This is a genomic window from Aeromonas finlandensis (genome assembly GCF_000764645.1).
GTDB classification, from domain to species: domain Bacteria; phylum Pseudomonadota; class Gammaproteobacteria; order Enterobacterales; family Aeromonadaceae; genus Aeromonas; species Aeromonas finlandensis.
In genome coordinates this window covers 46,238-64,848 of the sequence record NZ_JRGK01000024.1, presented here as the reverse complement: position 1 = coordinate 64,848, position 18,611 = coordinate 46,238, and the positions used below count along the sequence as shown (strand labels likewise).

Here is an 18,611-nt window from a genome sequence, read left to right as displayed (position 1 = left end):
ATGCGAGAGTAGGACACTGTCAGGCACCTATTTAGAAGAGGCCTCCCATTCGGGAGGCCTTTTTGCATTTCTGCGTTCCCTAACCCGCTTTCCTGCCCGCATTTTAGTAAAAATGCTGGGCTATCAAGACATTGCCCGTTACTCTTTAGCCGTTACCGATTAACACGTGATGCTGCCAGCGAGGTATTGATGGCTACGTTGAAGGAAATTGCACAGGAGGCGGGGGTTTCGCTCGCCACGGTATCCCGGGTGCTGAACGAGGATCCCAGCCTGAGCGTCAAGGAAGAGACCAAGCAGCGGATCTTCGAGATTGCCGAACGGCTGGAGTACAAGACCAGCAGTGCCCGCAAGGGGATTCAAAAGAGCAAACTGCACTTTCTGGTGGTCTACTCCTACCCGCAGAGTACCGAGGTCAATGACCCCTACTATCTTGCTATCCGATATGGCATCGAGACCCAGAGTGCCCGCCTCAATATCGAGCTGACTCACTTCTACAGCTGTGGCGAAGGGCGCGAGCTGACCGCCGTGGACGGTATCCTGGTGGTGGGGAGTCTCTCTGCCGAGCGTCTGGCACAGCTGCGGACCTGCTCCAGCATGCTGGTCTTTGTCGATTCTCGTGCCATGGAGGAGTTTGACTCGGTCGATGTGGATCTCGCCCTCATCAGCCAGCAAGTGGTGGATTACTTTATCGCGCAGGGGCACCAGCGCATCGGCTATATCGGTGGTCAGGATGAGAACCCGGATCTGCGTGAACTGGCTTTTATGGATTATGGCCAGCGGCTGGGGGTGGTGCAGGAGAGCGATCTCTATCGCGGCGACTTCTCCAGTGCCTCTGGCTATCGGCTGGCAAAAGAGATGTTGGCAGGGGATTGGCCCAAGGCGTTGTTTGTCGCCTCCGACTCCATCGCCATCGGGGTGCTGCGTGCCATCCACGAGAAGGGGCTAGCCATTCCCCAGCAGATTGAGCTTATCAGCGTCAACGATATCCCGACCGCCAAGTTCACCTTCCCGCCGCTCTCTACGGTGCGGATCCACTCCGAGTTGATGGGCTCCCAAGGGGTCAATCTGCTGGTCGAGCGGCTGCGTGATGAGCGTGAGATCCCCCTCCGGGTACTGGTACCAAGTCGCCTGACTCTGCGTGGTACGACCCGTTAGTTTTACTAAAACTCTGCGTTATTTTGGCGACATCATGGCACATGCATGATGTCGCCTACCTCACCTATATTCCCCCTCTTTTTTAAAAAAACCTTTAAAATTAGCGCATTAATATCTCGCTATGGATCCGTTAGTCAATAACTGTGCCATATTTGTTCTTTTTGATGTGTGTTAAACCCGTAATCCGAGGTGGCTCACAAAGTGGGTCACCGGGTGTGATCAGGTTAAAAATTTACCGATCATTCACTGACATTTAGTAAATGTTTATCTAAAGTTTACCCAGTCAAAGTTGCCTTGTTCCGGGAGGACATGTGAATAACTGGGAAAACGTTCAATTCGTTGGTGAAAACAGGCTGGCTCCACGCGCCTACTTCTTCTCTTATGCCGATCGCGTTGCGGCGGCCACCATGCAGCGCGAGCTGAGCCGCCGCTTTCTCTCCTTGAGCGGTCAGTGGCAGTTCCACTACTTCGAGCACCCCTTGCAGGTGCCGGAGGCCTTCTATCACAGCCCCATGAGCGAGTGGGGCCAGATCACCGTGCCCAACATGTGGCAGATGGAAGGACATGGCCAGCTGCAGTACACCGACGAAGGTTTTCCCTTCCCCATCGACGTGCCCTTCGTGCCGACCAACAACCCCACCGGTGCCTATCAGCGCAGCTTTATGCTGAGCCCGGCCTGGGATGGCGAGCAGGTAATCATCAAGTTTGACGGAGTGGAGACCTACTTCGAGGTCTATGTGAACGGCCAGTATGTCGGCTTCAGCAAGGGGAGCCGCCTCACCGCCGAGTTCGATATCAGTGCCTACGCCAACATTGGCGAGAACCTGCTGTCAGTACGGGTGATGCAGTGGGCTGACTCCACCTATATCGAAGATCAGGACATGTGGTGGATGGCAGGGATCTTCCGTGACGTCTATCTGGTGGGCAAACCGGCCGCCCATGTGCAGGACTTCTTCATCCGCACCGCGCTGGCCGATGACAACCAGAGCGCTACCCTGAGCTGCGATATCCAGCTGGAGAATCTGGGTGCACCTGCCCGTGATCACCGTCTGGTCTGGTCCCTGCTGGATCAAGGCAGCGAGATCGCCAGCGGCTCGCTCGACCATCTCGCCATCGACGGCAAGTGTGATTGCCGCTTCACGCTGGATCTGGCCAATCCCCATCTGTGGAGCGCCGAAGATCCTTACCTCTACCAGCTGCAACTCTCCCTCTACAACGCTCAGGGCGAGCTGCTGGAAGTGATCCCGCAGCGGGTCGGGGTGCGTGAAATCAAGGTCAAAGATGGCCTCTTCTACGTCAACGGCCACTACCTCAAGCTGCACGGGGTGAACCGCCACGACAACGACCACCTCAAGAGTCGCGCCGTCGGCATGGACCGTGTTGAACGCGATATCGTGCTGATGAAGCAGCACAACCTCAACTCGGTACGTACCGCCCACTACCCGAATGACCCGCGCTTCTACGAGCTGTGCGACCAGTACGGTCTGTTCGTGATGGCGGAGACCGACGTAGAGACCCACGGTTTTGCCAACGTCGGTGATCTCAGCCGCATCACCGACGCCCCCTTCTGGGAGCCGGTGTTCGTGGATCGCATCGAGCGCCATGTTCACGCCCAGAAGAACCACCCCTCCATCATCATCTGGTCGCTGGGCAACGAGTCCGGCTACGGCTGCAACATCAGAGCCATGTACCACCGCTGCAAGGCGATCGACCCGACCCGGCTGGTGCACTACGAAGAGGATCGCGATGCCGAGGTAGTGGATGTGGTGAGTACCATGTACTCCCGCGTCTCCCAGATGAACTGCTTCGGCGAGTTCCCGATGGAGAAGCCGCGCATTCTCTGCGAATACGCCCATGCCATGGGCAACGGCCCGGGTGGCCTCAGCGAATACCAGCAGGTGTTTGACCGTCATCCCCACATTCAGGGTCACTACATCTGGGAGTGGTGCGATCACGGCATTCTGGATCAGGACGAGCAGGGCCGCCCCGTCTACAAGTACGGCGGCGACTACGGCGACTACCCCAACAACTACAACTTCTGCATGGATGGCCTCATCTACCCGGATCAGACCCCGGGGCCTGGCCTGCGCGAATACAAGCAGGTGATCTGCCCGGTCAAGGTGCGCGCGCTGGATCTGGCCAGCGGCAAGCTGGCGGTGGAAAACCGCTACTGGTTCTCCAATCTCGACGACATCCGCCTGCTGGTTGAAGTGAAGGCGGAGGGCGAGCTGCTGGCCAGCCAGCAAATCCGGCTGGAAGGAATTGCCCCCGGTGCCACCACAGATCTGCAACTCGAACTGCCATCCCTCGATGGGCGGGAAACCTTCGTCCAGCTGCGGGTCATCAAGGCCACCGCCACTCGCTATAGCGCGGCGGAGCACGAGCTGGGCCAGTACCAGTTCCAGCTGAAAGAGTCGACTCGTCAGCTGCAGCCCTTTGCCAATCCCAACGCCACGGCGTTGCAGATCGCTGACGAACGGCTTGACCTGACCTTGAGCGGCAGCGGCTTTGCCCTGCGCTTCTCGCGCCTCGACGGCAAGCTGGTGAGCTGGCAGCAGGATGGCAATGAGCTCATTGAGCGGGCGCCGCGCCTCACCTTCTTCAAGCCGATGATCGACAACCACAAGCAGGAGTACGAGAGTCTGTGGCACCCGAACCACCTGCAGATCATGCAGGAGCACTTCCGCACCCTGAGCTGGCGCCAGCTGGATGACGCGGTCGAGGTGACGGTAGAGAGCCTGATCGCGCCGCCGGTGTTCGACTTCGGCATGCGCTGCCGCTACGTCTACACCCTGAGCCCGAACGGTCAGCTGCATGTGGCCCTCTCCGGTCAGCCCTACGGCGGCTATGACGACATCATCCCCAAGATCGGCTTCGAGCTGGGCATTCGTCAGGATCTCGACCGGGTGCACTACTACGGCATGGGCCCGGGCGAGAACTATCAGGACAGCCGCCAGAGCAACTGGATCGACCGCTTCAACAGCACGGTGGGCGAGATGTGGGAGCACTACCCCTTCCCGCAGGACAACGGCAACCGCCAGCAGGTGCGTTGGGCGACCCTGACCAACCGTCACGGCGGCGGTCTCTACGTGCGGCCCGATGCCCCCATCAACCTGAGCGTCTGGCCCTACAGCTGGGAGCATATCCACGCGGCGCAGCACATCAACGAGCTGGAGCCGAGCGGTTACCTCACCCTCAATCTGGATCACAAGGTGCTGGGGCTGGGCTCCAACTCCTGGGGCTCCGAGGTGCTGGACTCCTGGCGGGTGCGCTTCGAGCCGTTCAGCTTCGGCCTGACCCTGCTGCCCATTGCCCGTGGCAACCTCAATCCGGCTGCGCTGGCCGGGCTCGATCTCACCATCAACGGCGGGAGGAACCTCGCATGATCACCCTGGACAACCTGACCCTGTTCAAAAACATCTACCGGGAGGGCAAGAAGTGGGGCCGCTGCGTGGAGGCCATCAACAACCTGCCAAACCTCAAGCCCGGCATCTGTCACTCCATCGGTGACTCCCTCACCTACCGCTTGCAGGAGGGGGCCAGCCCGGCCACCTCCCTGTTCGAGGGGCAGCGCCGCTACTTCGACATCCACTACTACCTGGAAGGGGAAGAGACGGTGGAGTGGGCTGCCAAGAGCGAGCTGCGGGTCGAGCAGGGCTATGACGACACCACCGACCGCGAGTGGCTGGCTGGCGAGGTGCGTGAGCGCCAGAAGGTCGGCAACGGTCAGGTGGTGATCTTCGAGAACGACGAGGCTTACCGGTTCGTCGGCGACGGGCCGGTGCGCAAGGTGATCATCAAGGTCACCGTCGAAGGCGGCTACTTCAAGAACAAATAACAAGCCGCTGGTTCTGCACTGATAAAAGCCGGAAGGGCGGGGCTCACCCTACAACCCACGCCCCGCCCTTTCGCGGCAATAACTACAGGTCTGGAGATGCACCATGTCTGATTCCAAACGGAATACGATAGGCAAGTTCGGTTTGCTGTCGCTCACCTTCGCGGCGGTATTCAGCTTCAACAACGTCATCAACAACAACATCGAGATCGGTCTGGCCTCGGCCCCGATGTTCTTTCTGGCCACCATTTTCTACTTCATTCCGTTCTGCCTCATCATTGCGGAATTTGTGTCACTGAACAAAAACTCCGAAGCGGGCGTCTATGCCTGGGTGAAGAGCTCCCTCGGCGGGCGCTGGGCCTTTATCTCCGCCTACACCTACTGGTTCGTGAACCTCTTCTTCTTCACCTCCTTGCTGCCGCGGGTCATCGCCTACGCCTCCTATGCCTTCCTCGGCTACGAGTACATTCTCACCCCGGTGGCGACCACGGCCTTGAGCATGGTGCTGTTTGCCTTTGCCACCTATGTCTCCACCAACGGCGCCAAGCTGCTGGGCCCCATCACCTCGGTGACCTCCTCCCTGATGCTGCTGTTGACCCTCTCCTACATCCTGCTGGCGGGTGCGGCACTGGTGGGCGGCGTGCAACCGGCCGACCCCATCACGGTAGAGGCCATGATCCCCGATTTCAGCTGGGCCTTCTTGGGCATCACCACCTGGATCTTTATGGCGGCCGGTGGCGCCGAGTCGGTGGCGGTCTACGTCAATGATGTGAAGGGCGGCTCCAAATCCTTCGTCAAGGTGATCATCATCGCCGGGATCTTTATTGGCGTGCTCTACTCCATCGCCTCCCTGCTGATCAACGTGTTCGTACCGAGCGGCACCCTGAAATATACCGGCGGCTCGGTGCAGGTGTTCGAGGGGCTGGCGGCTTACTTCGGCTTGCCGGAGATTCTGATGAACCGCTTCGTGGGGCTGGTCTCCTTCACTGCCATGTTCGGCTCCCTGCTGATGTGGACCGCCACCCCGGTGAAGATCTTCTTCTCCGAGATCCCGGCTGGCATCTTCGGCAAGAAGACGGTCGAGCTGAACGAGAATGGCGTGCCTGCCCGTGCAGCCTGGATCCAGTACCTAATCGTGTTGCCGCTGATGGTGATCCCGACTCTGGGCTCCAACACCGCGCAGGATCTGATGAACACCGTCATCAACATGACCGCTGCCGCCTCCATGCTGCCACCGCTGTTCATCATGCTGGCCTACCTCAATCTGCGCCTGAAGCTCGACCACCTGCCGCGGGATTTCAAGATGGGTTCGCGCACCACCGGCATCGCCGTGGTCTCGGTGCTGATCGCCATCTTCTCGGTGGGCTTCCTCGCCTCCACCTTCCCGACCGGCGCCGACATCATGACCATCGTCTTCTACAACGTCGGCGGGATCGTGATCTTCCTCGGTTTCGCCTGGTGGAAGTACAACCGCTACGAAGCCTCCCTGAGTGCTGACGCACGGGTGAAAGAGGCCCAGCCGACCAGCCAGATTTCCGTCCGGGCATCCTGACGATAACCCTGACCAAACCGGCCCGCGTGGCCAAGAGAGATCAACCGGGTGGCTGTGGCCACCCGTTACCCGTTGCTCCATTGAGCACAAGAACCGAACACAAGGAGAAAGGAATGAGTGAGACGATCGAGTTTGCCGAATTCAAACGGGTCGAGATGAAGGTGGGCAAGGTGCTGGAGGTGGTGCGTCACCCTGGGGCCGACAAACTCTATATCGTCCAGATCGATGTGGGTGGCGAGCGGCCACTGCAGACCGTCACCAGTCTGGTGCCCTACTACAGCGAAGAGGAGCTGATGGGCAGCGAGGTAGTGGTACTGACCAACCTCAAGCCGACCAAGATGCGCGGCGAGCGCTCCGAATGCATGTTGCTCTGCGCCGAGACCCCTGACGAGAGCCAGAGCGTGCTGCTGCAGCCCCGGGTGCCGATGGCGCCGGGTACTCCGATCGTCTGAATCACGAATTGAAGACTGGCGCAGCAAGTGTGCGCCGGTTTGCCTGAAAGGCCGCCACGAGCGGCCAGTTTGACCATAACAAGAGAGTAAACGGCGCGGCCAGCAGGCTGGCGCCGAACACATTCAGAGTCATAGCGCCCCCGTGCGAAGGGGCGTGAATCCACCGGAGGACATCATGTCTGAATCAGTACGCGGCACCATCGGCAAGTTTGCCCTGTTGTCGATGACCTTTGCCGCCGTGTTCAACGTGCGCAACATCGTCAATAACAACATCGAGCTGGGGCTCAGCTCCGCCCCCATCTTCCTGCTGGCTACGCTCGTCTACTTTGTGCCATTCGTCTTCATCATTGCCGAGTTCGTCTCGGCCAACAAAGATTCCGAGTCGGGGATGTACGACTGGCTGAAAAAGCCGCTCGGCACCCGGATGGCCTATCTGGGCTCTTTCCTCTACTGGTTTGTGAACCTGTTCTGGTTCGTCTCCCTGCTGCCGAACGTCATCGCCTACGCCTCCTACGCCATGCTGGGCTATGAGTACAGTTTCTCGCCGACCGTCACCTCGATCATCTCCATCGTGCTGTTTGCGGCGGCGACCCATATCTCCACCAAGGGGGCGACCTGGCTTGGCAAGATTGCCGAGCTGGTGGCCTACGGCGTCTTTGCCCTGTTCGCCATCTATGTGCTGGGCGCCCTGATGGCCCTCGGCGGTGACCATGTGGCGGCCCAGCCGATCACGCTGGAGGCGATGACCCCCACCGTCAACTGGGCGACCCTCGGCATCATGTGCTGGATCTTCCAGGCCGCGGGCGGTGCTGAAACCGCTGCGGCTTATCTCAATGACGTGAAGGGCGGTCAGAAGTCCTTTATCAAGGTGATCATCACCGCCGGTATCGTCATCGGTGCCATGTATGCGCTGGGTTCCCTGCTGGTGAACGTGTTCGTACCGCGCGAGAGCCTCACCTATGCCGGTGGCATGGTGGAGATCTTCACCGGCATGGCCCAGTACTTCGGGCTTTCCGAGACCTTGGTGGGTCGCGCGGTCGGTATCGTGCTGTTCATCGCCATGTTCGGCTCCATGATGATGTGGACCTCGGCGCCGGTGAAGATCCACTTCTCCGAGATCCCGCAGGGTGTCTACGGCGAGAAAACCACCCGCCTCAACAAGCACGGGGTGCCGGTGCGCGCCGCCTGGTGGCAGTTTGTCTTCGTGTTCGTGATGCTGGTGGTCAACGGCTTCGGCTCCGAGTCGGTGCAGCAGATGATGAACACCGCCATCAACCTCACCGCCGGCACCGCCATGCTGCCGCCGATCTTCATCATGGTGGCCTACTTCGTGTTCCGCTGGAAACATGACGACACCCCCCGCGACTTCCGCATGGGATCGCGCAAGTTCGGCATGGCAGTGGTATCGGTGCTGATCACCATCTTCGTGGTGAGCATGAGCGCCTCCGCCTTCCCGAGCGGGGTGGATCTGGTGCGCGCCTTCTTCATCAACGTCTTTATGACCGCGGTCTTCTCGGCGTTGGCCTACTGGTGGATCTCCCGCTTCGAGAAGCGGCAGGCCCGCAAGCCCGGTGGCAATGACAAGAAAAGCGGCAACGGCCAGCTGGCCAGCCAGCGCTGATCGGCTGAGCGAAAAAGCGAGACGGGCGGCCTGGGTCGCCCGTTTTTTTATCCATTTCTCGCCGTTGGGGGGCGGTCAGGCCCGTCTGGTCGTCAATTTTTGTTGTTCGATAGTGCAACGACGTTAAGCATTGATGAACAATTATTCGCCACTCAACGTTGCGCCTCTCCGATATCGGGGTAAGCTGGAGGTTCGTTTCAACGGGAGGTGCCAGACACCTCCTGTTGTGTTTCTTGTCCTCCCCGCTCCTGACCTTCCGCCACGAAGGCCGGATGCCCGCTGATGGAGACCCCCTGTGCGTCTGGATCCCTTTACTGTTGTGCTGATTGCGGTGGTCACCTTGGCCTCCCTCTTTCCCTGCGAGGGGCAGGTGGCCGTCTGGTTCGGTCTGCTGACCAAGCTGGCGGTGGCGCTCTTGTTCTTCATGCATGGTGCCAAGCTGTCGCGCCAGAACCTGCTGGCGGGCCTCGGCCACTGGCGGCTCCATCTGGTGGTGATGCTCAGCACCTTCGTGCTGTTCCCGCTGCTCGGGTTGCTGCTCACCCCGCTGGTGCCCGAGTGGTTGAGCCCGGCCATCTACCTCGGCTTCCTCTATCTCTGCGCCCTGCCTGCCACCGTGCAGTCGGCCATCGCCTTCACCTCGATGGCGGGGGGGAATGTGTCGGCGGCAGTGTGCAGCGCGTCGGCATCCAGCATCCTCGGTATCTTCCTCTCGCCGGTGCTGGTGGGGATGATGATCCACGTACAGGGGGAGGGGATCGACACCTGGCACTCTATTCAGGCGATCATGGTGCAGCTGATGCTGCCGTTTGTGGTGGGCCACCTGTCGCGCCCGCTGATCGGCGGCTGGGTCGACAGCCATCGCCCAATGATCGGCAAGCTGGATCAGAGCTCCATCCTGCTGGTGGTCTATGTCGCCTTCAGCGAGGCGGTGGTGCAGGGGATTTGGCATCAAGTAGGCTGGTACGATCTGGCCAGTATCGTGCTGCTGAGTTGCGTCTTGCTGGCGCTGGTGCTCTGCTGGAACGTCTGGATCAGCCGTCGCCTCGGCTTCGACAAGGCGGACGAGATCACCATCGTCTTCTGTGGATCCAAGAAGAGCCTCGCCAACGGGGTGCCGATGGCCAACGTCATGTTCCCGGCTGCCAGCGTCGGGGTGATGGTGCTGCCGCTGATGATCTTCCACCAGATCCAGCTGATGGTCTGCGCCGTGCTGGCCCGTCGTTACCACGAGCAGCAGCAAGGCTGACTTCGCCCGATCACCACAACTCCGACTGAAACAGGCCCGTCACGGGCCTGTGTTGATCAGAGGTGGCGGGCGTGAAAGCGCAGGTGCGCCTCGATAAAGCTCGCCACGAAGTAGTAGCTGTGGTCATAGCCTTCGTGGCGGTTGAGCTCCAGCGGCCACTCATTGCTGGCCGCCGCATCGGCCAGCGCATCAATATGCAGCTGTTCGGCGAGGAAAGGATCATCCAGCCCCACATCTACCAAGGTGGGCAGCGGCGTGACCGGCTGGTGGCGCAGCAGCTGGCAGGCATCCCACTCCTGCCACAGCAGAGGATTGCTGCCGAGATAGGCGCCAAGCGCCTTCTGGCCCCAGGGGCAGCGGCTCGGGTGGCAGATGGGGCTGAACGCCGACACCGAGCGGTAGCGACTGGGCTCCCGCAACGCGGCGATCAGCGCACCGTGACCGCCCATGGAGTGGCCACTGATGGCGCGTCGGGTCGAGACCGGGAAGTGGGTCTCTATCAAGTCAGGCAGCTCGCGGGTGACGTAGTCATACATCTGGTAGTGCGCCTGCCAGGGGCTCTGGCTGGCATTGACGTAAAAGCCTGCTCCCATGCCGAGGTCATAACCGGGATCGTCGGCCACGCCGTCGCCGCGAGGGCTGGTGTCCGGCGCCACTATGGCGATGCCGAGCTCGGCGGCGATGCGCTGGGCCCCCGCCTTCTGCATGAAGTTCTCATCGGTGCAGGTGAGGCCGCTGAGCCAGTAGAGCACCGGCACCTTCTGGCCGGTGAGAGCCTGGGGCGGCAGATAGATGGCAAAATTCATCTCGCAGCCGAGCACGGTGGAGCTGTGGCGATATCGCTTGTGCCAGCCGCCGAAGCTCTTGTTGCTGCTGATAATCTCCAGATTCATCGAAGGACTCCTGCACCCCGCCCACGATGGCGGGCGGGGTGATCATGCTCAGTAGTGGATGACGCTGCGGATGCTCTTGCCTTGGTGCATCAGATCAAATGCGTCGTTGATCTGCTCCAGCGCCATGGTGTGAGTGATGAAGTCATCGAGGCGGAACTCACCCTGCATGTAGCGCTGCACATAGCTCGGCAGTTCGCTGCGACCGCGTACCCCGCCGAAGGCGCTGCCGCGCCAGACCCGACCTGTCACCAGTTGGAACGGACGGGTGCTGATCTCCTGACCCGCTCCGGCCACGCCGATGATGACCGACTCGCCCCAGCCCTTATGACAGCACTCCAGCGCCGCACGCATCACCTTGACGTTGCCGATGCACTCGAACGAGAAGTCGACGCCGCCATCGGTCAGCTCGACGATCACCTCCTGAATCGGTTTGTCGTAGTCGTTCGGGTTGATGCAGTCGGTGGCGCCCAGCTTGCGGGCAAGCGGAAACTTGCTCTCGTTGATGTCGATGGCGATGATGCGACCGGCCTTGGCCAGACGGGCACCGATCACCGCCGAGAGGCCGATGCCCCCCAGCCCGAAGATGGCGACGCTCTCACCCTCTTTCACCTTGGCGGTGTTCATCACTGCACCGATGCCGGTGGTGACGCCGCAGCCGAGCAGGCAGACCTCTTCCAGCGGGGCGGCCGGGTCCACCTTGGCGATGGAGATCTCCGGCAGTACCGTGTATTCGCTGAAGGTAGAGGTGCCCATGTAGTGATAGATGGGCTGGCCATTTTTCGAGAAGCGGGTGGTGCCGTCCGGCATCAGCCCCTTGCCCTGGGTGGCACGGATCTTCTGGCAGAGGTTGGTCTTGCCGGATTTGCAGAATTTGCACTCGCCGCACTCGGGGGTGTAGAGCGGGATCACGTGATCGCCCACCTTGACGCTGGTGACCCCTTCGCCGACGGATTCGACGATGCCGCCCCCTTCGTGGCCGAGAATGCAGGGGAAGACCCCTTCCGGATCCTCACCGGAGAGGGTAAAGGCATCGGTGTGGCAGACGCCGGTGGCGACGATGCGCACCCGCACCTCGCCCGCTTGTGGCGGCATGACCTCGACCTCTTCGATGGAGAGGGGCTGACCCGGGCCCCAGGCGATGGCGGCTTTACACTTGATGCTTTGAACCTGTGCCATGAATGACATCCTTCTTGTTGAGCAGGGTGAACAGAGATGAGTTCGGACATTCAGTGTAGTTTCCCGCCGATTTGGTGATAATGAGGGCAAATCTCAAATCACTTTTACACACAGGTAATAATGTTCGGCTGGGAAGGGATCTGTGAATTTGTCAGTGTGGCGGAGCAGGGGGGCTTTACCCCGGCGGCGCGCAAGCTGGGAGTGTCGGTGGCGCAGGTCAGCCGGCAGGTGGCACAGCTGGAGGATCGGCTACAGGCCAAGCTGCTGCTGCGCACCACCCGCCAAGTGCGGCTCACCGAGCTTGGCGAGATCTACTATCGCCACTGTCGTCAGCTGCTCGACAACCTCTACGAGGCGGAGCTGGCGGTGGGGCGCCATCAGGCGGTGCCGCAAGGGTCGCTGCGCATCACGGCCCCCGTCTCCTACGGCGAGAGCCGCATCGCCCCGCTGGTGAACGACTTCATGGTGCGTTTCCCCCAACTGGAGGTGACCCTCAACCTCACCAACCAGCTGCTGGATCTGGTGCACGAAGGCTACGATCTGGCGCTGCGGCTCGGTCACCTCAAGGATTCGACGCTGGTGGCGCGCAAGCTGGCGCAGCGGGTGCCCTATGTCTGCGCCTCACCCGCCTACACCGCCCGCCATGGCATGCCCAACAGCCTCTCCGAGCTGACTCGCCACACCTGTCTGGTGGGCAACAGTGACGAGTGGCACTTCACTCTGGATGGCCGCCCCCACAGCGTGCGGGTGCGCGGCTTGTTGCAGTGCAACAGCGGCCACGCCCTGCTGGATGCGGCGCTCAAGGGGATTGGCATCATCCAGCTGCCGGACTACTACGTGAGCGACCATCTGGCCCGAGGGGATCTGATCGAGCTGCTGCCCGAACTGCGGGCCCCGGCGGAGGGGATCTGGGCCCTCTATCCCCACAACCGCCACCTCTCCCCCAAGGTGCGGCTGCTGGTGGACTATCTGGCCGAGCGACTGAGCGACCCTCACCAACCGGCGCTGGTGATGCCGATAGGCTAGGGCGTTCCCCGCCCGTTGACTCACTGGCGACAAACGCGATGACCTGAAAATAAAAGAGCCCTTGAGGAATCAAGGGCTCTTTTGCAGGCAACAACCGGATAGTCAGCGACCCATCATTCTATGTTCTGGATCTGCTCGCGCATCTGCTCGATGAGGACCTTCAGCTCGACGGCGGACTGGGTCACTTCGGCGTTGATGGACTTGGAGCCGAGGGTGTTCGACTCGCGGTTGAACTCCTGCATCATGAAGTCAAGGCGACGGCCACAGGCACCACCCTTCTTCATGATCTTGTTGGTTTCGCTGATGTGCATCTCCAGACGATCCAGCTCTTCGGCCACGTCGATCTTCTGGGCCAGCATCACGATCTCCTGCTCGATGCGGGCCGGATCCAGCTCCACCTTGGCTTCGGCCAGACGGTCGGTGAGCTTCTGGCGCTGCCACTCGATGATCTGCGGCAGATGGACGCGCACCTTCTTCACTTCCACCTGAATACCGGCCAGACGCTGCTCGATCAGCGCCTTGAGATTGGCCCCTTCGCTGGCGCGGGAGGCGAGGAAATCTTCCATGGTCTGGTCAAAACCGCCGAGCAGCTCGGTGGCGACCGCGTCCATGTCCTGCTCTGCGGCAGCCATGACGCCCGGCCAACGCAGTACATCGACCGGATTGAGCTGGCCCTGACCCGCCTCTTTCATTACCCAGTTGGCGCTGTCGATGATCAGTTTGGCCAGCTCTTCATTGATGTGCAGCTGGCTGGCTGCGGCCTGAGCGGCCTCGAAACGCAGGTTGCACTCCACCTTGCCGCGCTGCAGCTTGGCGCGGAAACGCTCACGCAGTACCGGCTCCAGGCTGCGCAGTTGCTCCGGCAGGCGAATGTAGGTCTCCAGATAGCGCTGGTTTACCGAACGAATTTCCCAAACGGCTGTGCCCCAGTCGCCCTTGAATTCCTTGCGGGCGTAGGCGGTCATGCTGTGAATCATTGATTGTTCCGGGCTTGATGAAGTGTGCGGCCAGTATACTCAGCCCGGCCCTGCTCGTCAGCCGATGCCGTGGTTTTAGCGGCTGATATTTGGGGCCTAATGACTTATACTCCTTCGCCAATTTGAGCCAGCCCAGAGGTCCGTTCCATGTCACGTCCAAGCGATCGCAGTGCCGCGCAACTTCGCCCGGTTACCATTACCCGCAATTTCACCAAACATGCAGAAGGCTCAGTGCTGGTGGAGTTCGGTAACACTCGCGTGCTCTGCACCGCCAGCGTCGACACCAGCGTGCCGCGCTTCCTGAAAGGGAAGAACCAGGGCTGGGTAACCGCCGAGTACGGCATGCTGCCGCGCTCTACCCACTCCCGCATGAACCGCGAAGCGGCTTCCGGCAAGCAGAGTGGCCGTACTCTGGAGATCTCCCGTCTGATCGCCCGCTCCCTGCGCGCCGCGGTAGACCTGACTGCGCTGGGCGAGCACTCCATCACCGTTGACTGTGACGTGCTGCAAGCCGATGGCGGCACCCGCACCGCCTCCATTACCGGTGCCTGCGTGGCGCTGGTGGATGCGCTGAACTGGATGGTCGAGAAGGGCATGATCAAGCAGAGCCCGCTCAAGCAGATGATCGCCGCCGTCTCCGTCGGCATGTATCAGGGCGAAGCCATCTGCGATCTGGAGTACATCGAAGACTCCGCCGCCGAGACCGACATGAACGTGGTGATGACCGAAGATGGTCGCATCATCGAGGTGCAGGGCACCGCGGAGGCCGAGCCCTTCACCCATGAGGAGCTGCTGGCGATGCTGGGGCTCGCCAAGGGCGGCATTGAAGAGATCATTGCGCTGCAGAAGCAGTCGCTCTCCTAATTTCTGTTTTGAAAAACGCGGCATTGACCGCGTTTTTTTATACCCCCACACAAGACAACGACAAGCCAAGCAAGGAGCCAGAATGAAAGCCTACCAGCGTCAATTTATCGAGTTCGCCCTGGAGAAGCAGGTCCTCAAATTCGGTGAATTTACCCTGAAATCCGGTCGTAAAAGCCCCTACTTCTTCAACGCCGGTCTGTTCAACAGCGGCCGCGATCTGGCCCGTCTCGGCCGCTTCTATGCCGCCGCCCTGATGGATGCCGGCATCGAGTTCGATGTGCTGTTTGGCCCGGCCTACAAGGGGATCCCCATCGCCTCCGCCACCGCGGTACAGCTGGTGGAGCAGCACGATGTGGACGTGCCCTGGTGCTTCAATCGCAAGGAGGCCAAGGATCACGGCGAGGGTGGCAATCTGGTGGGCAGCCCGCTCAAGGGGCGCATCATGCTGGTAGATGACGTCATCACCGCCGGCACCGCCATTCGCGAATCCATGGATCTGATCCAGGCCAACGGCGCCTCGCTGGCGGGCGTGCTGATCGCGCTGGACCGTCAGGAGAAGGGCAAGGGCGAGCTCTCCGCCATTCAGGAAGTGGAGCGTGACTACGGCGCCCACATCATCGCCATCATCCAGATGAGTGACCTGATCCAGTATCTGGAAGAGAAGCAGGCCGAACAGCCGGAGCTGGCGGCACAACTGACGGCGATGAAGGCTTATCGCGCCCAGTACGGCATCTGAGTCGCCGCTCACACCGCGCAATAGCTGAATGTGGCGCCCGTTTGCTCTCTGGCAGCAAACGGGCGTCGTTTTTTTCATCTGCAAAAAGGGATCATGTGGCTTGAGCTTACCCTTACAGTAAAGGTTAGGGTTTGCTGGTCGGCGCACAACTCTGGCCGACTGGTTCCGGGGAGGAACAAAATGACTACTCATCTTCAATCACCGATTCATCTGCAGTTGCCGCTCACTGGTATGAGTTGTGCCAACTGCGCCAGCCGCATCACGACCGCCCTCAACAAACTGGAGGGGGTATCGGCGACCGTCAATTTCGCGCTGGAGCAGGCGGCCATCGAGCTGGCCAGCCCCGACCGTCTGCCTGAGGTGCTCGACAGCATCAAAAGTCAGGGTTATGACTACGGTAGCGAGACCTTTTTGTTTCAAATTACCGGTATGACTTGTGCTGGTTGTTCGGCTCGACTGAACAAAATGCTGGCGGCGCTGCCCGGCGTGATCTCCGCCGAGGTCAACTTCTCCATCGAACAGGCCCGTATCGTGCTGGTTCCCGGGATGCAGACGCCTGCCGCTTTGCGCGAGCAGATCGAAGCGCTCGGTTTTGGCGCTCAGCTGGCGCAGGGTTCCGCCAGCGGCCGTCGCCAGCAGTTGCTGGAGCGGGAAGAGCAGGAGGCCGCCACTGCCAGTCAGGCGCAAACCCGGGTCATCGCCTCGGCTTTGCTGACGTTGCCGCTGCTGGTGGGGATGCTGGCCATGGCCGGGTTGTTCCCCTGGCATCTGCCTGCCTGGCTGGAGCTGCTGCTCGCCACCCCGGTACAGTTCTGGATCGGCGCCCGCTTCTATCGCGGCGCCTGGCTCGCCCTCAAGAACCGCGCGGCCAATATGGATGTGCTGGTGGCGACCGGCACCAGTGCGGCCTACTTCTACAGTCTCTATCTGCTGCTTAACCTGGGGATGGCCGCCAGCGGCAAGCTCTATTTCGAGGCGAGCGCCATCATCATTACCCTGATTTCCCTCGGCAAGTTGCTGGAAGCTCGCGCCAGACGCAGCACCCAGTCCGCCATTCGCGAACTGATGGCGCTGCGGCCGGAAACCGCCTCCGTCTGGCGCGGCGATACATGGCAGAGCGTTGCCATCGACGAGGTGCTGCGCGGCGATCGGCTGCGGGTGCTGGTGGGTGAGCGGGTGCCGGTGGATGGCAGGATAGTGAGCGGCGCCAGCGAGCTGGACGAGTCGATCCTCACCGGCGAGAGCCTGCCGGTGCCGCGCAGTGTGGGGGACAAGGTGCTGGGCGGCGCTATCAACCGCTCCGGCGTGCTGGAGATCGAAGCTACTACCGTGGGGGAGGACTCCAGCCTCAGCAAGATCATCGCGCTGGTGGAGAGCGCCCAGATGGGCAAGGCGCCGCTGCAACAGCTGGTAGACAAGGTCTCCGCCGTGTTCGTACCGGTAGTGATGGCCATCGCCCTGTTCACCCTGCTGGTGTGGTACGCCATCAGCAACGACTTCGGTCAGGCGCTGCTGGCTGCGGTGGCGGTGTTGGTGATCGCCTGTCCCTGTGCCCTCGGGTTGGCGACCCCAGCGGCCATTGTCACCGGCACCGGGGTAGCGGCGCGCCACGGCATTCTGATCAAGGATGTGGATACCCTGCAGAAGGCCCACGCCATCAAGGCGCTTATCTTCGACAAGACTGGCACCCTGACCCAGGGGCGGCCGGTGCTGGCGAGCTGGAGTGGCAACGACGAGCAACTGCGTCTCGCCGCCGCCCTGCAGCAGGCGAGTGAACACCCGCTGGCGCTGGCGATGCGCGAGGCGGTCGGCAAAGGGGTGGTGCTGCCCCAGCCGGAAGCGGTCGAGGTGCGGGTTGGTGCCGGTATTGTCGGTCAGGTGGCGGGCCACAGGGTCGCTATCGGTAATGGATCCCTGCTGGCCCAGCTCGGCATTGATCAGCCGCAACAGGATGAACAGCCCGCCGATGGCGCGACCCGGGTCTGGGTCGCCATCGACGGCGTGGTGGCCGGTATCGCCGCACTGGCCGATACCCTGCGCCCCGAGAGTCCGGAAGCCATCGCCACCCTGCGCCAGCGCGGTATCGCCAGCTGGCTGGTGAGCGGCGATGCGCCAGCACCGGTGGCCCATATCGCCGCCAAACTGGGGCTGGACGGGGCCTTTGACTCCGTGCTGCCAGCCGGTAAGGTGGAGAAGGTCGAGGCGCTGCGGGCGCAAACCCGTGGGCTGGTGGCCATGGTGGGGGACGGGGTAAACGACGCCCCGGCGCTGGCGGCAGCGGATGTCGGCATCGCCATGGGCTCCGGCTCCGACGTGGCGATGGAGACCGCCTCCATCACGCTGATGCGATCTGACCCGCGGTTGGTGGCCGATGCCATCGATATCTCGGCGGCGACCTGGCGCACCATCCAGCAGAATCTGTTCTGGGCCTTCGTGTTCAACATCATCGGCATTCCGCTGGCGGCGCTGGGCTACCTCAGCCCCGAGCTGGCGGGAGCGGCCATGGCCCTGAGCAGCATCACGGTGTTAAGCAATTCCCTGTTATTGAAACGCTGGCAGCCCAGGGCGGTGCACGGGCCAGCATCCAATCAGATGAATAAGGAGGCATAAATGAACATCAGCAAGGTTGCCAAGGCCACGGGGCTGACCGCCAAGACCATTCGTTACTACGAGAGCATCGGCCTGATTTCGGCCCCGGTACGCAGTGATAACGGCTATCGCAGCTACACCGAGAGGGCGCTGCGGGAGCTGCGCTTCGTTAAGCGCGCGCGGGAGACCGGCTTCAATCTGGAGGAGTGCCAGGAGCTGCTGGCGCTCTACCGTGACGAGCACAGAACCAGCGCCCAGGTGAAGAAGCTGGCGCAGGAGAAGATCGTCGATCTGCGGGCGCGTATCGCCGGGCTGCAAGCGATGCTCAGCTCGCTGGAGGGGTTGGTCGGCTGCTGCCACGGTGACCAAAATCCCGAGTGCCCGATCCTCGACGAGCTGGAGCGTGGTTGAGTAACAGCTTAATAAAAGAGGCTTTATTGTTGCCCGTCAGGGGGTAGTGCTAGACTGCTTGGCTCTTGTACAGGA

15 protein-coding genes are annotated in these 18,611 nt (G+C 61.3%); 12 read left to right on the top strand and 3 right to left on the bottom strand.

All coding sequences use genetic code 11. From position 1 onward, the window contains the following. The first annotated feature begins 189 nt into the window (after window positions 1-189). The 7 genes from ebgR (at window position 190) to LD28_RS0102295 (ending at window position 9,864) form a co-directional block, all read left to right on the top strand. Window positions 190-1,155 carry a transcriptional regulator EbgR gene (ebgR, locus tag LD28_RS0102325; RefSeq protein ID WP_033135415.1) on the top strand — a complete coding sequence of 322 codons (966 nt, stop codon included), beginning with the start codon at window positions 190-192 and terminating at the stop codon, window positions 1,153-1,155. A gap of 311 nt (window positions 1,156-1,466) precedes the next feature. Beyond that, window positions 1,467-4,541, top strand: a complete 3,075-nt coding sequence (ebgA, locus tag LD28_RS0102320) for a beta-galactosidase subunit alpha (RefSeq protein WP_033135414.1) — start codon at window positions 1,467-1,469, stop codon at window positions 4,539-4,541. Then, the gene (locus LD28_RS0102315) at window positions 4,538-4,993 is read left to right on the top strand and encodes a beta-galactosidase subunit beta (protein WP_033135413.1); all 456 of its coding nucleotides are present in this window, start codon (window positions 4,538-4,540) and stop codon (window positions 4,991-4,993) included. Before ebgA ends, LD28_RS0102315 begins: the two co-directional genes overlap by 4 nt. Before the next feature lie 103 nt (window positions 4,994-5,096). After that, window positions 5,097-6,542 (top strand): amino acid permease, encoded by a 1,446-nt coding sequence (locus LD28_RS0102310; RefSeq protein WP_033135412.1) that lies wholly within the window; start codon window positions 5,097-5,099, stop codon window positions 6,540-6,542. Between the two features lie 113 nt (window positions 6,543-6,655). Continuing rightward, window positions 6,656-6,994, top strand: coding sequence for a tRNA-binding protein (locus LD28_RS0102305; protein ID WP_005342042.1), 339 nt, complete (start codon window positions 6,656-6,658; stop codon window positions 6,992-6,994). Between the two features lie 175 nt (window positions 6,995-7,169). Next, window positions 7,170-8,615, top strand: a complete 1,446-nt coding sequence (locus LD28_RS0102300) for an amino acid permease (protein ID WP_033135411.1) — start codon at window positions 7,170-7,172, stop codon at window positions 8,613-8,615. A gap of 295 nt (window positions 8,616-8,910) precedes the next feature. Further along, window positions 8,911-9,864 (top strand): bile acid:sodium symporter family protein, encoded by a 954-nt coding sequence (locus tag LD28_RS0102295; RefSeq protein ID WP_033135410.1) that lies wholly within the window; start codon window positions 8,911-8,913, stop codon window positions 9,862-9,864. 56 nt (window positions 9,865-9,920) lie between these two features. Here LD28_RS0102295 and fghA read toward each other — a convergent pair whose 3' ends face one another. Then, window positions 9,921-10,757, bottom strand: a complete 837-nt coding sequence (gene fghA / locus LD28_RS0102290; RefSeq protein WP_033135409.1) for an S-formylglutathione hydrolase — start codon at window positions 10,755-10,757, stop codon at window positions 9,921-9,923. 48 nt (window positions 10,758-10,805) lie between these two features. Further along, window positions 10,806-11,933 (bottom strand): S-(hydroxymethyl)glutathione dehydrogenase/class III alcohol dehydrogenase, encoded by a 1,128-nt coding sequence (locus LD28_RS0102285; protein WP_033135408.1) that lies wholly within the window; start codon window positions 11,931-11,933, stop codon window positions 10,806-10,808. Between the two features lie 120 nt (window positions 11,934-12,053). Here LD28_RS0102285 and LD28_RS0102280 point away from each other — a divergent pair, with 120 nt between their 5' ends. Continuing rightward, window positions 12,054-12,959 (top strand): LysR substrate-binding domain-containing protein, encoded by a 906-nt coding sequence (locus LD28_RS0102280; protein ID WP_033135407.1) that lies wholly within the window; start codon window positions 12,054-12,056, stop codon window positions 12,957-12,959. Between the two features lie 113 nt (window positions 12,960-13,072). Here LD28_RS0102280 and LD28_RS0102275 read toward each other — a convergent pair whose 3' ends face one another. Continuing rightward, window positions 13,073-13,936 carry a YicC/YloC family endoribonuclease gene (locus tag LD28_RS0102275; protein WP_033135406.1) on the bottom strand — a complete coding sequence of 288 codons (864 nt, stop codon included), beginning with the start codon at window positions 13,934-13,936 and terminating at the stop codon, window positions 13,073-13,075. Window positions 13,937-14,083: 147 nt separating this feature from the next. Between LD28_RS0102275 and rph the strand changes: the two genes are divergently transcribed. The 4 genes from rph to cueR all read left to right on the top strand — a co-directional run bounded on the left by rph (window position 14,084) and on the right by cueR (window position 18,536). Then, on the top strand, window positions 14,084-14,800 hold the full coding sequence (rph, locus tag LD28_RS0102270) for a ribonuclease PH (protein ID WP_033135405.1): 717 nt from the start codon (window positions 14,084-14,086) through the stop codon (window positions 14,798-14,800). An 82-nt stretch (window positions 14,801-14,882) separates the two neighbouring features. Next, a complete protein-coding gene (gene pyrE, locus LD28_RS0102265) occupies window positions 14,883-15,536 on the top strand; it encodes an orotate phosphoribosyltransferase (protein ID WP_033135404.1) in 654 nt (217 codons plus the stop codon). A 180-nt stretch (window positions 15,537-15,716) separates the two neighbouring features. Beyond that, window positions 15,717-18,146: a heavy metal translocating P-type ATPase gene (locus LD28_RS0102260; RefSeq protein ID WP_033135403.1), complete on the top strand. Its 2,430-nt coding sequence runs from the start codon at window positions 15,717-15,719 to the stop codon at window positions 18,144-18,146. Continuing rightward, window positions 18,147-18,536, top strand: coding sequence for a Cu(I)-responsive transcriptional regulator (cueR, locus tag LD28_RS0102255; protein ID WP_033135402.1), 390 nt, complete (start codon window positions 18,147-18,149; stop codon window positions 18,534-18,536). Window positions 18,537-18,611 lie beyond the last annotated feature (75 nt).

What these genes read in the sequence shown, in the direction of transcription:
- LD28_RS0102285 (WP_033135408.1), bottom strand. Translation starts at nt 11,933, where the DNA reads ATGGCACAGGTTCAAAGCATCAAGTGTAAAGCCGCCATCGCCTGGGGC.
- pyrE (WP_033135404.1), top strand. Translation starts at nt 14,883, where the DNA reads ATGAAAGCCTACCAGCGTCAATTTATCGAGTTCGCCCTGGAGAAGCAG.
- cueR (WP_033135402.1), top strand. Translation starts at nt 18,147, where the DNA reads ATGAACATCAGCAAGGTTGCCAAGGCCACGGGGCTGACCGCCAAGACC.
- ebgR (WP_033135415.1), top strand. Translation starts at nt 190, where the DNA reads ATGGCTACGTTGAAGGAAATTGCACAGGAGGCGGGGGTTTCGCTCGCC.
- LD28_RS0102315 (WP_033135413.1), top strand. Translation starts at nt 4,538, where the DNA reads ATGATCACCCTGGACAACCTGACCCTGTTCAAAAACATCTACCGGGAG.
- fghA (WP_033135409.1), bottom strand. Translation starts at nt 10,757, where the DNA reads ATGAATCTGGAGATTATCAGCAGCAACAAGAGCTTCGGCGGCTGGCAC.
- rph (WP_033135405.1), top strand. Translation starts at nt 14,084, where the DNA reads ATGTCACGTCCAAGCGATCGCAGTGCCGCGCAACTTCGCCCGGTTACC.
- LD28_RS0102300 (WP_033135411.1), top strand. Translation starts at nt 7,170, where the DNA reads ATGTCTGAATCAGTACGCGGCACCATCGGCAAGTTTGCCCTGTTGTCG.
- LD28_RS0102310 (WP_033135412.1), top strand. Translation starts at nt 5,097, where the DNA reads ATGTCTGATTCCAAACGGAATACGATAGGCAAGTTCGGTTTGCTGTCG.
- LD28_RS0102275 (WP_033135406.1), bottom strand. Translation starts at nt 13,936, where the DNA reads ATGATTCACAGCATGACCGCCTACGCCCGCAAGGAATTCAAGGGCGAC.
- LD28_RS0102280 (WP_033135407.1), top strand. Translation starts at nt 12,054, where the DNA reads ATGTTCGGCTGGGAAGGGATCTGTGAATTTGTCAGTGTGGCGGAGCAG.
- LD28_RS0102260 (WP_033135403.1), top strand. Translation starts at nt 15,717, where the DNA reads ATGACTACTCATCTTCAATCACCGATTCATCTGCAGTTGCCGCTCACT.
- LD28_RS0102305 (WP_005342042.1), top strand. Translation starts at nt 6,656, where the DNA reads ATGAGTGAGACGATCGAGTTTGCCGAATTCAAACGGGTCGAGATGAAG.